The following is a 13,320-nucleotide window of genomic DNA, read 5'->3' as shown; positions in this document are numbered from 1 at the left end:
TGGCGAGCGGTCCGTCAGAGCTTGCGCAGGACTTCGGTCAGTTCGTCGACGATCTTGTTCGCCGCGGTCGCCGAATAACCGTCCCACCAACTGTTCTGCGGCACCTCGAACACCTTGCCGGCACGCACCGCCGGCAGCCGCTGCCAGAGGGTTCCCTCGGTGTAGTTGGTGAACGTGCTGTTCACCTGCTCACCCTCGAAGGCACCGCCGCCACCAAAGTAGATCAGCGCATCCGCATCGGCGAGCCGGCTGACCTGCTCGAGCGAAAGGGAATTGTAGGTATCTCCCTTATCCGCCGCCGCGCTCGATTCCGAACGCCGCACCCCGCAGTCGCTCAGCACGCGGGAAGGGAAGATCACCGAGTCCGTGACGATCCGCAGCTCGTCGGTGGTGAACCGGAGCAACGCGATCCGTGTCTTACCGAGCACATCGGCATGCGCGCGCTTGACCTCCGCCGCACGCTCGGCGTAGCGGTCGATCAACTCCTGCTGTCGCTTGCGATACCCGTAATAGTCCGCGACGGTCAGGCAGGACTGCTGCCATTCGACGTTATCCCGCGTGTTCTCGTAGGCAACCACGTTGCTCAGCTGGGACAGCACCTCGTAGTTGTCCGCCAACGAGGTTTGGTGTCCGACGATCAGATCCGGGTTGAGCTCGGCGAGCGATTCGGGATCCGGTGGCTCGAAGCCAAGGTGCTCGAAGTCCTGTTTGGACTTCGGTAGGTACTTCGGTACGTCCGGCTTGGTGCCCAACGTGGCCGATGCCACCAGTGGAACCCCGTGCTCGAGGGCTACCTGCAGGGCAGGGCCGGGGTCCAGCGCGATCACGCGCCGCGGATCGTTCGGGATTTCCGTGCTACCTAGCGGATGTTGAATCCGTCGGGTATCACCGGAACCGGCCGGCTGCTCGCCCCCTGCCCCGCAGGCGGTCAATCCTAGAGTGGCCGCCGCGCCAGCCAACCCGCCAAGGAACCGTCTGCGGTCTAAGCCGTAACCACGCCGCCGCGCTATCGTCGCGTTCACCCATCACTCCTCGCCATGCCGTACTCGCTGCTGGGAAATGCCGTCACGAGCCTTGGCTCGCGTACCTCATCGCGCTCGAGTGGGCAGGTGACGCAGTAGCCGTGCTCCGGATCAGCGCGGTAATCGAAGCAACAGGTGCCACGAACCGCCCATACGCCGGGCCGATCCGCTTCGCCAAAGGTGACCATGCGCGGCTTCTTACGGGTCGGCGCGCCGCTGGCGCCAAGCACCTCGGCGAACTCCTCGGCCCGCCGCCACGCGGACGTCATATCGGCACCGAGCCAGCGTGCCGGGTTGAGCATGTAGAAGTGCAGGCAGTCGAAGACGTAGCCCCACAGCACCCGACGGCCGACCCGGGTGTGCCGGTGCAGCTCGTCGATAAGCGGGCCGGCGCACGCGATCAGCCGCTCGCTGGCCCAGCCGTGTAGCTCGGCGCGGTCCGCGAGCACCGTCACCTCCGGGCGTTCGACGTCCACGCCTCGGTCATCCGGCCCGCCGGCGAGCACGGCTGCCCTAGCCGGAGCAAGTCGAGGTGTCCGCAGGCAACCGTCCTCGTCCACGGAGAGCCACAGCCGATCCCCGCTGAGTTCGGCCGCGCAGTCCCGCAGGTACAACCCGGCCGCAAGCAGAAAGGTGAGCTCCCGAAACAACGCGCGCATGTATCGCATTGCCAGCGCCGGCCGGTAGGACACACCTTCGCGCCGGACCATGGCCGCATAGCTGTCCGGCACCCCACCCGCGGCGAGAAAGTCGTCAGCCCGGTACCAGGTGATCGCCCTACCGTCCTGCGTTTCGTGCCGAGCCGGGGGCTCGTCCGTCAACTGCGGTAACGGCGCGAACGGCAACGGCGCGCAGGCATCGACGAGGGCGTCGAGCGGAGCGAGCGGTTGGGTCGCCACCATCGCTATCCTTTCCACAGCACGGATCCACGGCTAACCGCCAGCATATGACGGTTAGTTAGGCAAGCCTACCCTAGATGCCTTCATCTTCCACCCGCATGTCAACCCGTGGATCGGGTGATCGACCGCGCACCGGTCGTCGCCAGCCAGCATTGGATCGAAGCTGACCTCGCTTACCTCAAAGAACGCGGTCACGCACAGTCACAGCAAGATTCCCAAGGAACGCGGTCACCGGGCATCGCCGGTGAACCAGCCAGAGTGGCCGGCTGGCTGCGCGCCGTCGAGCACCGCGACTACACCGGCGCGCAAGCCCTGCGCTGCCTCGCGGTGCGCTGGTTGGTCGGCATCCTCGGCGGGCTGGTGCTCGGCCTGTTCCTGTTCGGCGTACTCGTCACGGTGGCGATGCTCCTGCCGCACGAATCGAGCAGACCGCACGATCGACCGCGCCACGACATACCTCGTGCCAGTTAACTGGCACGCACCGGCAGGTCGTAGCGCCGCCGCACGCTGCTGCCCAGCTTGCGGATATCCGCGCCGTACACGTGGATCGAGATGGCCTTGCCCGCACTGTCGTTGTGCACCTCGTGGATATCACCCGGCGGCGCGAAACCACAGGTGCTGTGCAACGGGTTCACGCTCGTCTGCTCCGGCACGAGAAACTGGGTGGCACCGTCGTCCACCAACCGGTACCGGGTCTCCACCTCGGCGCCGAGATACACCCCGACGACGCACCAGGACACGTGATCATGCACCGGGGTGCGTTGCCCCGGTAGCCATACCAGGGAGACAACCGAGAAGCTACCGTCTTCCTCGGCGTGCAGCAGATGCTGCCGGTACTCCTGCTCATCGCCTTCCCGCTGGTCCGCACGCAGCAGATCGTGCCGCTCGAGGAACGGGCGAAGACGGTCACCTACTCTGGCGGCGGTATCCGCCGCACTCAACTCTTCCGCGACAATCGCGCGCAACTCCGCCACCAGTTCGGTCATGGCCGGAGTCTGCTCGAGCACACCGCTGTCCGGCGATGCTTGCTTCGGCGCAGTCATCGGATCTCCCTCCACTTGCCGTACGAACCCACCGTAGCGAGCATTGGCGCGGATAGCTCCCCTCGATCGATCCGCGCTGGGAACGGGCGCCTACGCTGCCGGTGTGATGCCATACCCGGCGCAGACACCGGAGCCGCCTTCGACGAGGTGGCCAGCGACTAGGCCGCCTTGCGTCCGGGCGTCACGGCGCTCGGCGCGCGCATGCCGCACTCATCGCGGTCTACCGCAGGTTATCCGTCGCTACTCCGGAGATCGCCGAGGTCGCCGAGGTTGTCGAACAGGATGGCTGGGCCTACCTGCTGGTCGAGGACTGGCTGGCGGAGGTCCCCAACTCCCTGGGCCATGGTTCGCCAATCACCTTCCGGAATCACCCACCCGCACACCGCCGGCGCTCGCCGACACCTGGTCGCCCGTCACCTTGCGCGAGCAATCCGCGTACGGCCGTAAACGGACAGTGTTATTCCGTAGATCTGGGGACAAAACACCCATGGGTTGGGTTCGGGACACCCGGTAGCCATCTGTACTCTGCGGTAAGTGACCGGCCAAACACCAACTTCACCCGCACCAAGGGTGAAAAGCAAACGCCAGATCAGCTGGGATCTCGTCCGTGGCGGATGCGTCCTGCTGGTGATGCTTTATCACTTCAGCTGGCTCGGTGTTCAGGCACATCCGGAGCTGATCGAACGCAAGCTCCAGTTCCCGTTCCAGGTTGGCGCCAGCATGCTGCTGGTGATCTCGGCGTACTTCGCCTGCGTCACGATCGGCCGCGGACCGATCCTGCGCTACTGGTGTGGCCGGATGGCCAGGCTCATCCCCGCGTTCCTCGCGGCGGTCGTGATCATCTTCATCATCCTGCGGCTGTTCAATCCGGCGGACTGGTACACGCCGCGATTCCGCGATTTCGGGGCCAGCCTGCTGATGCTGCAGCAGTGGTGGGGCTCGGCGACGTTCCCGTACATCGACCCGTCGCACTGGACAATCCCGTTGCAGCTGATGGGTTTCACGGCGGCAGCGCTGATGTTCCGGGCGGGTATCAACCGTGGCTGGCGGATCAGGGCGGTGCTCTGGGGTGCGGTGATCTTCTCGGTCGCGCAATGGCCGCTTCGGGTTTCCGGTCCGCCCGAGGTGTACCGGATCATCGTGGACGGCCTCGGCGTGCACCGCTGGCAGCTGTTCGTCGCCGGCGTCGCGGTGTGGATGTGGTCCACCAAGCGCATCGGCAATCTGCATTTCGTCGCGCTCAGCGGGTTGTGCATGTTCGCGCACGCCCTGCACAACCACGCGTACAACGGGCTCGGCGAACTGGTCGGCGACTGGGGTTCCACCTATGCCGTATGGATCGGCATCCTGGTGCTGGCCTTCACCGCGCGCAAACCCAACTGGGATCGGGTGATCCCGCAGTGGACGCACCGGCCGATCAAGTGGTTCGCCAGCATCTCCTACGGCGTTTTCCTGATGCACCAGATGATCGGCTATATGCTGGCGCGCCGGCTACAGGACATCGGTGTTGGCCCGACGCTACAAACCCTTGTCATGATCGCGGCCGGCATCCTGCTCGGCTGGGGACTTACCAAGATCGTGGAACAGCCGGCGTTCAACTTCCTGATGAACGGCTACGACCGGCTTTCCGCCGCCCGTAAGGAGCGCGGCGCGACCGCCATGCCGCCCGCGCCGCCACTGCAGGGCAGCGACACGACCGAGAACGTCCAACCAAGCAGCACCGACACGCTGTCCGGCACGGGCAAGGAACCCAACAGCGACAAGGAACGCGGCACGGAGAAGTCGGATTCCAACACCGTGAACGCGCAGCCGTAGCCACGATCAGCTGGGCAGTACCGGCAACTCCAGGTACGAACCTGCCGCCACCCGGTAGTGAATACCCGCGACACGCACCGCGTCCTGGGGCCGTTCGCCCGTGCCGTGGTTACGGGCGAACCGGGGAAACGCGCCGCCGGCAAGCTGTATCCGCAGCCGATGGCCGCGCCGGAACCGGTACGCGGTCGGGGAAAGCGGTACTCGGACGGTGCTGGCCCGCGCCTGATCCGCGCACCGCAGGATCCCGTCGGTCACGTTGCGGGACACTCCCCAGCTGTCCACATCGCATAGTCGAACGAACACGTCCGCGTTGCCAGGAACGGTGTCCAGCGTCAGCTCCGTCGACGGCGTGCCGACGATATCGAGGTCGTCCCGCAGCGGATCACTGGTACACACGAGCACATCTGACCGTGCCTCGATCCGGCGGTTGTTCTGCTGGCGCGTCTTGCCGCGCAACATCGGTCCGCCGATCGTCGGCGTCGGATCGGCCGGGTCGTAGGTGAACTCGGCAAGTACCCCACCGTCAGCTGGCGGATGCCAGCGCAGCCGTTCGCCGCGATGCAGATGTAGCCGCCGAGGGAAACCGTGCGCGGGTGGCCACTGGTCGAACTCCCGCCACTGGTTCGCCCGCTGAATGTGCAGCCGCACTGGTCGGCGCGCTCGCTCGTTGGTTGCCTCGCCCAGCTGGGTCGACAGCCAGGACAGTTGGTCGGCAAGGGTCGCCCGGAACATCGCGGTGTCCCGGTGCGCCCACGGCCCGACGGTGATCCGGGTCTGGTTACCCGCCGCGGTCAGCGCGGTGAAGTCGGCAAGCTGCCCGACAAGGAACGGGTCGTGCCAGCCGGTGACCATGCTGACCGGCGTGTCGAGCGCGCGGATCGCCGTGCGTTGCTCGGCTGGTTCCCAGTGGTCGTCCGGAGTGTCGGCGTGCCCGAGTATCTCCTGCCAGAACGGCACCGCACGGCCGGTTGCCGCGCGATCCGCCTCGGCAAGCGGCAACCGCATCATCGAGCGGCGCGACCGGAGGAATGCGACCACGCTCGCCAGCTTGCCGCGCGGGGATGGATCTTCGCGCCCCGGCAGCGTGCATGCCCAGCTGAACAGGTTGTCCAACGCCAGGGCGCCGCCAGGGTAGAAGGACTCGTTCAGCTCCGAGGTGATCGCGCCTGGGCACATCGCGGCCAGGCGCGGCCGCACGTACGGCGCGAGTGCCCACTGCGTGTGCCCCACGTAACTCGCCCCGATCATCGCCACCCGACCGTCGCACCACGGCTGCGCGCGCAACCAGTCGACGGTTGCCAACCCGTCCGCGCGTTCCTGGCGAAACGGCCGGAACTGACCGCCCGAACCGGATGTTCCGCGCACGCTCTGCACCACGAGCCGCATCCCCCGCTCGGCAAGCGCTTTCCCGGCTAGCCGGGCGGCCGCGCCTCGCCTGCCGTAGGGCGTCCGCATCAGCACCACTGGCGTAGCCCTGGAGGTGGCCGGCAGGTACTCCTCGGCCAGCTGCGTGGTGCCATCCGGCATCGGAATCCGCAGTCGCCGACGTTTCGGCGATGTGCCGCCTCGGTAGTTCACCGGAACCATGTTATTGAATATTTACCCTCATACGTAATGTAGTATGTGTGCTACATTCGATCGCACTAGCTAAACAAGGAGGGATATGTCCATGACGGCAGTGCGGGCGCTGCCCGGGGATCGTTCACGCCCCGAATCGCCAGAAAACCCCGCGATCGAGTTGCGGGACCTCCGGATGCGCTATGGCACCAACGATGTGCTGCGGGGCATCGACCTCACCGTGCGGCGCGGCGAGGTGATCGCGCTACTTGGCCCGAACGGCGCCGGTAAGACCACGACCATCGAGATACTCGAGGGTTTCCGTTCCCGCTCGGCCGGCGAGGTGAAGGTGCTCGGGGTCGACCCAGTGCAGGGCGGCGAAGCATGGCGCGCGAAGCTGGGCGTGGTCCTACAGACCTGGCGCGATCACGGGAGATGGAAGGTATGGGAGCTGCTGGACCACCTCGGCCAGTACTACCGGCCGTATGCCACACCGGACCGGGACCGCCCGATGAACACCGACGAGCTGATCCACACGGTGGCGCTACACGAGTTCGCACATCGACAGGTGAAGACGCTCTCTGGCGGGCAACGCCGCCGACTGGACGTGGCGATCGGCATCATCGGCCGACCCGAGCTGCTGTTCCTCGACGAACCGACCGCGGGGTTCGACCCGCATGCGCGGCGGGATTTCCACGATCTGGTGCACCGGCTCGCCGATCTGGAGGATATGACGATCCTGCTGACCACGCACGATCTCGCCGAGGCGGAGAAGCTGGCCGAACGGATCCTCATCCTTGCTGGCGGCAGGATCATCGCGAACGGCAGTCCAGCCGCGCTGTCCCGCCAGGTCGCCGGCAAGTCCGAGGTGCGCTGGCGGCAGGGGGACGAGCGCTTCGTGCATGCCACCGAAGATGCCACCGATTACGTGCGGAACCTGTTCGCCCAGCACGGCGAGCAGATCGCTGACCTCGAAGTGCAGCGCTCCAGCCTGGAGGACGCCTACCTGGCCATCGTGCAGCAACACGAGCGCGGGCAGCGCCCGGACCAGGAGGTGCTTTCCCTGTGAACCACACCCTGTACGCGGCCCGCCTCGGCGTATCCCGTGGCCTGCACGAGTTCCGGCAGGGCGTAGCCAGCTCCGATCAGTGGTTCAACGTCATCATGGCGCTGATCTTTCTCACCGTACTCATCTTCCAACGCGACGCCACCGTCGACGGAACCTCGTTCTCCCTGGCCAGCGTCACGCTTCCGAGCATGCTCGGGATGATGGTTGCCCTTGGCGGGCTCGTGGGCGTGTCCAGCCAACTGTCCACCAGCAAGGAGGACGGCAGCCTGCTACGGGCGAAAACGGTGCCGGGCGGAATGGTCGGCTTCCTTGTCGCCCGTATCGTCCAGGTAATCCTGGACACCCTGCTCAGTCTGCTGGTCATCCTCATCCCTGGCGTGTTTCTGGTCAACGAGTTGGTCAACGCCGGGATCACCGGATGGCTCACGATGCTGTGGATCTTCGCGCTCGGCTTGCTCGCCACCCTGCCGTGGGGGGCGATCATCAGCTCGCTGACCAAGACCATGCAGTCCACCTTCGGGTTCACCATGCTGCCGGTCATGGGCCTCACCGCGATCTCCGGGATCTTCTACCCGATCTCGGCGATACCGGACTGGCTACAGGTGATCGCCCAGGTGTTCCCGATCTACTGGATCGGTATCGGTATGCGCTCGGCGTTGCTGCCGGACAGCGCGATGGCCGCGGAGATCGGCGAATCCTGGCGGCAGCTGGAGACCATCGGCGTACTGGGCGCATGGGCGATACTCGGGCTGCTGCTCGCGCCGACTATCCTGCGCAGGGCAGCCCGCCGCGAGTCCGGTTCGGCACTGGAACGACGCCAGAACCTGACCATGCAACGCGCCACCAGCGGATGACGAGACGATGAGCGAGACGATCCACAACCGTATTGCCATGCTGCGGGCCGAACGTGGCATCTCGCGCCGCCAGCTCGCGGACGCGCTGGGGATCCACTACCAGACGGTTGGTTATCTGGAACGCGGCGAGTACAGCCCGAGCCTCTACCTGGCGCTGCGGATCGCCGAACATTTCGAGGTATCGGTTGAGGTGATCTTCTCGACCCGGCCGTTTCCCCGGCTGGGCGCCGAGGAGAACTCCGCGTAACGGGACCCAACGAAATCCCATACGGATGGGGAGTGTGCGACCAACAAACCGCACACTCCCCGAAAGGGTCTTGCGAAACGGACACCGATTAGGAAAATTCTCACCCAAAGTGCTGCCGATGCACCACGCGATTAGCCTGCATTCGCCAGCCTTCGGGAGGGAGACACGTGAACAGCCGAAAGCTTCTACGTTCCGCACTCGGTGTGCTGACCGCCGCCGCGCTGCTCGGCGGACTCAGCGCCGCCCAGACCGCGACGGCCCAACAGGACTCGACAGCGCCGACCGCCGAATCCAGCAAGCAGGATCCACAGCTGCGCGGGGTATGGATCGCCAGCGTGGAGAACATCGACTGGCCGAGCAGCCCTGGCCTCAGCGTTGACGAGCAGAAAGCCGAGCTCACCAAGCTCTACGACGAGGCGGTGGACAACAACCTCAACGCCGTCATGGTCCAGGTACGACCAACGGCGGATGCCTTCTGGCCGTCGCCGCACGAACCGTGGTCACATTGGCTTACCGGAACCCAGGGCGAGGACCCCGGCTACGACCCGCTTGCCTTCGCCGTGCAGGAAGCGCACGACCGGGGACTGGAGTTCCACGGTTGGTTCAATCCCTACCGGATCGCGATGCACGACGACCCGAGCAAACTGGACGCTGAGCACCCGGCACGAAAGAATCCGGATTGGACGTTCAGTTATGACGGCAAGCTGTACTACAACCCCGGCGTGCCGGAAGCGCGCGAGTTCGTGCAGAAGGCGATGATGGACGCGGTCAACAACTACGACATCGACGGCGTGCACTTCGACGACTACTTCTACCCCTATCCGGTGGATGGCAAGAGCATCCCGGACGAAGACACCTTCGCCGAGCACGGCGGCGATTTCGACAATATCGCCGACTGGCGCCGGAACAACGTCGATCTGCTTGTCAAGGAAATGGGCGAGAAGATCGAGGCCGCCAAGCCCGATGTCGAGTTCGGTATCAGCCCGTTTGGCATCTGGCGAAACGCCGGCACCGACCCGAATGGTTCGGACACCAACGGACTCGAGTCCTACGACCAGCTCTACGCGGACACTCGCAAATGGGTCAAGGAAGGCTACGTCACCTACATCAATCCGCAGGTGTACTGGTACATCGGGAACAGCGCGGCGGACTACGCCAAGCTCGTGCCGTGGTGGTCCGACGTGGTCGACGGCACCGACGTGAAGCTCTACATTGGACAACCAGCATACCGGATCGGCGAGGAGGACGGCTACGACAACAACACGTTGACCGAACACCTCACCTTCAACCAGGACTACCCACAGGTGAGCGGAGACGTGTACTTCAGCGCCACCTCATTGCGCACGAATGCGGCCGACGCGATGGCCAAGGTTGTCGCGGACCACTACACCGAGCCGGTACCCACACCATAACCACACGTCCGGGTTCTGCCTCGTTCGCCGAGGGGTAACGAGGCAGAACCCGGCTACTGATGTCCCGGGCCTAGCCGAGCTTCGCCGCTGGGCAGCTGGTGCCATCCCGTGGCGCGGCCAGGTTCAGGTAGTACTCGTCGAGCACATTGGTCACACACACGGTCCGGTTCGCCGCACCGTGGCCCATCCCCTCGTAGGTCACCAGGACCCCACTGGCCAACTGTTCGGCCACGTTCGCCGCCCCTTCGTGCGGCGTGGAAGCGTCGAATCGCGAGTTCAGTACCACGATCGGTGGCGCGTCCGGCGCGTCCAGCCGGTGCTGCGGGTTCGTCGTCTCCGCGGGCCAGTTCAGACAGAGCCACGGTGGCGTATGCGGCGAAACCCGCGTATCCGGCGCGGTTGCCGCGGCCCGCGCGTGAATCCGCGCGTAGTCCGCATAGCTCGGCACATCCATGGCGAAATCCGCGCAGTAGATGGCGATCGGCACGGGCACCGTTTCGGGCACACCCGGTTCGGACGCGCCTCCGTCGACCGCACCGGTTTCGCCACGAGGTTTGGCCGAACGGCCGGCGAGCCTGGCGATCGCGTCCGCGGTTTCCTGGACCGCGGGTTTCGTGAGCGGTGCGATGATCGCGCTCGCCACGTCGTTCTCGGTCAACCGTCGCGTCGGATCGTCCGGATCGGCCAGCTCGCCCCTTTCGGCGCGGTCGAACAGCTGGGCAACCGTTTCGCGCACGTCGTCGCCGCGCAGCGCACAGGTCTTGTCCTCGGCGCACCAGGCAACGAACTCGTCGAAACTCCGCTGGCCGGCACGGACCGCGCTGACCGTCGCCTGCTCAGCCGAAACGCTGTGATCGACATTCGCGTCCAACACCATCGCCCGGATCCGGCTGCCGAACAGTTCGGCATACATCTGGCCGTACACCGTGCCGTAGGACAACCCGTAGAAGCTCAGCTTGTCCTCGTCGAGCTCGGTGCGTAGCAGTTCGATATCCCGTGCGGTATTGGTGCTGTCCAGGTGGTCAAACACGGGCCCGGTGCGGTTGCGGCAATCCGCGCCGAGTTCCGCGTTCGCGGCAAGCATGTCGTCGAACCTCTTGGCGCTGTCCGGAGTGTCCAGTTCGCCCGCGAGTCGCGCGGAACAGGTCACGCCCGAACTGCGCTGGGTCCCGCGCGGGTCGATCGAAATCAGTTCGAAGTTCTCCTGTACGGCCTGGGAGAACATCTTGTTGATCAGCCCGTCGCTGGCCAGCGTGTCCACGCCCGAGCTTCCCGGCCCCGCCGGCAGGTAGACCAACGCGCCCTTGCTCGCGCCAGCGTCTTTTGGGACCCGGCGGACAACGGCGAGCTCCATGGTGTCTCCAGCGGGGTCCGCCCAGTCGACCGGCACGGTGAGCCGCGCGCAGGCGAGCCGTTCATCATCCGGAGTGTCCGCGCATGGTTTCCAGTCCAGCGCGGAAGTCTTGGCGGCCAACTGAACCTGGGTCGCCGAGCCGGTCACCGATGGTCGATATGCTGGCACAGCATCGGCACAAGCGACGCCGAGAACCAGAGCGGGGATCACAGCGAGCAACCCGACTCGCATGGATCGTCCACAAGAGAACACGAGATTTCCTCACAAGCTTGCGGGGTCCGGACATACTGATGCCGGATTGACCACCGCATTCTCTCGAGAACCGCACCTGTCCGAATCGGACAACTGGTCGGAGTATTTCCGCCCTCAAGTAGGAGACCCACCTAGGGATCGCGCTCATTGGCGATCTTTGCGGTGTTGGCCACGTTCCGTGTTCGCGTTCTTTAAGGTTAGCGAGGCCGCTGAGAGCGCTCACCCGAACGTCGTGAACTTTCACCACGCCAATCACTTCTTCGGTTGATGATGAACTGAAGTAGTGGTCAGGGCGGGTTATGGTTGACTTGATATAATCGAAAGGAGGGCCAGGTGGAGCAGCGAACGGCCAACGACACGCCCGGTCCCGAGTTGCTACGTAGCTACGCCGAGCTGCTGGAACTCGTCCGCTCCGGAATGGCCGACACTCGTCCGCTGCTGAGCGAGCACACCGGGCTCGGCCGCACGGCGATCACCCAGCGGATCACCACGCTGCTGGACGTCGGTCTTCTCGAAGAAGGCGAACTCAACCCATCCACCGGCGGCCGGCAGGCTCGCGCGCTGCGATTCCGCCGAGACGCCGGCCGGATCCTCACCGCCGAACTCGGCGCGACCGGCTTCACGGTCGGCATCACCGACCTACTCGGCGGGGTGCTGACCAGCCAGCACCGCGATTTCGACATCGCGAGTGGCCCGGACGCGGTGCTGACCGAGGTCGAATCGGTACTGGACAAACTTCTCGAAGAGCTCGATATCCCTGGACACGATGTGTGGGGCGTCGGTGTCGGGCTACCCGGACCGGTCGAGTTCGCCACCGGACGACCTTCCGAACCGCCGATCATGCCCGGCTGGCACAACTACCCGGTCCGCGACCGGCTCGCGGCGAAATACTCGGCATCCGTCTGGGTCGATAACGAGGTCAACCTGCTCTGCCTCGGCGAACTGCGCACCCCTGGCCTTGGTCTTGACGGTGATCTGGTCTATATCAAGGTCGGCACCGGAATCGGCGCGGGGATCAGCACGGCGGGACAGCTGCACCGGGGAGCACAGGGCTGCGCCGGCGATATCGGGCATGCGGCGGTATCCGACGACGCCACGGTTATCTGCCGCTGCGGCAAGGTCGGCTGCCTCGAGGCACTCGCCGGCGGTGCCGCACTGGCACGGGACGGCGAGCAACTGGCACGGGACGGCAGCAGCCCGATCCTCGGCAGGACACTGGCCGAGAACGGCACGATCACCGCCGCGGACGTCAACGTGGCCGCACGCTCGGGAGATCACCAGGCGGTACAGCTGCTGACCCGCGCCGGCTCGCGGATCGGCGCGATGCTGGCGACCGTGGTCAACTTCTACAACCCGTCCACCATCCTGATCGGCGGACGCGTCTCCGGCGCTGGCGATCTCTTCCTCGCCGCGATCAGGGAAACCGTCTACCGCCGGTCCTTGCCATTGTCCACTCGGGATATTCGCATCAAGATCGCGCGACTCGGCGACGAAAGCGGCCTGATCGGCGCCGCGTACATGGTCATCGACGAGCTCTTCGCGCCTCGGCATTTCGCCCGCTGGCTACCCGCCGGCTCCCCTGCCGGGATGCCCGACCTGGTCGAAGCCAGACCCGACGGCGAAGGAGCGCGGGGTAAATCCAGGTAACGATCGTCTGACGATAATGTGCCACATTAGCCGAAGCTCCCGCGCTATCCACAGCTCGTTTCGATCCGGTTTTGCGCCCAAAACAGCACTTACAGCCAGTTGCTCCGCGTGTACGGACCACAGGTAATTGTGACGGTCTTATGAAAGTC

The 13,320-nt window shown here is 65.3% G+C and carries 12 protein-coding genes; 7 read left to right on the top strand and 5 right to left on the bottom strand.

Annotated features, from left to right (window positions below):
* Window positions 1-14: 14 nt before the first annotated feature.
* Both EV191_RS08460 and EV191_RS08455 read right to left on the bottom strand, forming a co-directional pair.
* A complete protein-coding gene (locus EV191_RS08460) occupies window positions 15-1,022 on the bottom strand; it encodes an ABC transporter substrate-binding protein (protein WP_132876369.1) in 1,008 nt (335 codons plus the stop codon).
* The gene (locus EV191_RS08455) at window positions 1,019-1,921 is read right to left on the bottom strand and encodes a (2Fe-2S)-binding protein (protein ID WP_165912881.1); all 903 of its coding nucleotides are present in this window, start codon (window positions 1,919-1,921) and stop codon (window positions 1,019-1,021) included. The genes EV191_RS08460 and EV191_RS08455 overlap by 4 nt, the downstream gene beginning before the upstream one ends.
* 117 nt (window positions 1,922-2,038) lie before the next feature.
* On the opposite strand from EV191_RS08455, the gene EV191_RS08450 reads away from it, so the two are divergent.
* Window positions 2,039-2,392 carry a hypothetical protein gene (locus EV191_RS08450; protein ID WP_132876367.1) on the top strand — a complete coding sequence of 118 codons (354 nt, stop codon included), beginning with the start codon at window positions 2,039-2,041 and terminating at the stop codon, window positions 2,390-2,392.
* Here the strand turns inward: EV191_RS08450 and EV191_RS08445 are convergent.
* The gene (locus EV191_RS08445; protein ID WP_132876366.1) at window positions 2,389-2,964 is read right to left on the bottom strand and encodes a cysteine dioxygenase family protein; all 576 of its coding nucleotides are present in this window, start codon (window positions 2,962-2,964) and stop codon (window positions 2,389-2,391) included. The genes EV191_RS08450 and EV191_RS08445 overlap by 4 nt on opposite strands.
* A 570-nt stretch (window positions 2,965-3,534) precedes the next feature.
* On the opposite strand from EV191_RS08445, the gene EV191_RS08440 reads away from it, so the two are divergent.
* Complete coding sequence (locus EV191_RS08440) at window positions 3,535-4,779, top strand: acyltransferase family protein (RefSeq protein WP_243658832.1); 1,245 nt, start codon at window positions 3,535-3,537, stop codon at window positions 4,777-4,779.
* Window positions 4,780-4,785: 6 nt separating this feature from the next.
* Here EV191_RS08440 and EV191_RS08435 read toward each other — a convergent pair whose 3' ends face one another.
* Window positions 4,786-6,357, bottom strand: coding sequence for a CocE/NonD family hydrolase (locus EV191_RS08435; protein WP_165912880.1), 1,572 nt, complete (start codon window positions 6,355-6,357; stop codon window positions 4,786-4,788).
* A gap of 175 nt (window positions 6,358-6,532) precedes the next feature.
* Here EV191_RS08435 and EV191_RS08430 point away from each other — a divergent pair, with 175 nt between their 5' ends.
* From EV191_RS08430 to EV191_RS08415, 4 genes are all read left to right on the top strand, one after another.
* Window positions 6,533-7,405 (top strand): ABC transporter ATP-binding protein, encoded by an 873-nt coding sequence (locus EV191_RS08430; protein ID WP_207894483.1) that lies wholly within the window; start codon window positions 6,533-6,535, stop codon window positions 7,403-7,405.
* A complete protein-coding gene (locus EV191_RS08425) occupies window positions 7,402-8,259 on the top strand; it encodes an ABC transporter permease (RefSeq protein ID WP_132876362.1) in 858 nt (285 codons plus the stop codon). Before EV191_RS08430 ends, EV191_RS08425 begins: the two co-directional genes overlap by 4 nt.
* A gap of 7 nt (window positions 8,260-8,266) precedes the next feature.
* Window positions 8,267-8,506: a helix-turn-helix transcriptional regulator gene (locus tag EV191_RS08420; RefSeq protein WP_132876361.1), complete on the top strand. Its 240-nt coding sequence runs from the start codon at window positions 8,267-8,269 to the stop codon at window positions 8,504-8,506.
* A gap of 167 nt (window positions 8,507-8,673) precedes the next feature.
* Window positions 8,674-9,918, top strand: a complete 1,245-nt coding sequence (locus EV191_RS08415; RefSeq protein WP_132876360.1) for a glycoside hydrolase family 10-like protein — start codon at window positions 8,674-8,676, stop codon at window positions 9,916-9,918.
* A 70-nt stretch (window positions 9,919-9,988) separates the two neighbouring features.
* Here EV191_RS08415 and EV191_RS08410 read toward each other — a convergent pair whose 3' ends face one another.
* The gene (locus EV191_RS08410; RefSeq protein WP_165912879.1) at window positions 9,989-11,419 is read right to left on the bottom strand and encodes an alpha/beta hydrolase; all 1,431 of its coding nucleotides are present in this window, start codon (window positions 11,417-11,419) and stop codon (window positions 9,989-9,991) included.
* Between the two features lie 438 nt (window positions 11,420-11,857).
* Here EV191_RS08410 and EV191_RS08405 point away from each other — a divergent pair, with 438 nt between their 5' ends.
* Window positions 11,858-13,171: an ROK family protein gene (locus EV191_RS08405; protein ID WP_424565440.1), complete on the top strand. Its 1,314-nt coding sequence runs from the start codon at window positions 11,858-11,860 to the stop codon at window positions 13,169-13,171.
* Window positions 13,172-13,320: the final 149 nt, after the last annotated feature.

The sequence above is a fragment of the Tamaricihabitans halophyticus genome (genome assembly GCF_004340875.1).
Taxonomy (GTDB): Bacteria; Actinomycetota; Actinomycetes; order Mycobacteriales; family Pseudonocardiaceae; genus Tamaricihabitans; species Tamaricihabitans halophyticus.
This window is presented reverse-complemented; position numbering and strand designations above follow the sequence as displayed.

Excerpts from the sequence above, each read along its gene's own strand:
- EV191_RS08420 (WP_132876361.1), top strand. The coding sequence starts at position 8,267 with ATGAGCGAGACGATCCACAACCGTATTGCCATGCTGCGGGCCGAACGT.
- EV191_RS08445 (WP_132876366.1), bottom strand. The coding sequence starts at position 2,964 with ATGACTGCGCCGAAGCAAGCATCGCCGGACAGCGGTGTGCTCGAGCAG.
- EV191_RS08430 (WP_207894483.1), top strand. The coding sequence starts at position 6,533 with ATGCGCTATGGCACCAACGATGTGCTGCGGGGCATCGACCTCACCGTG.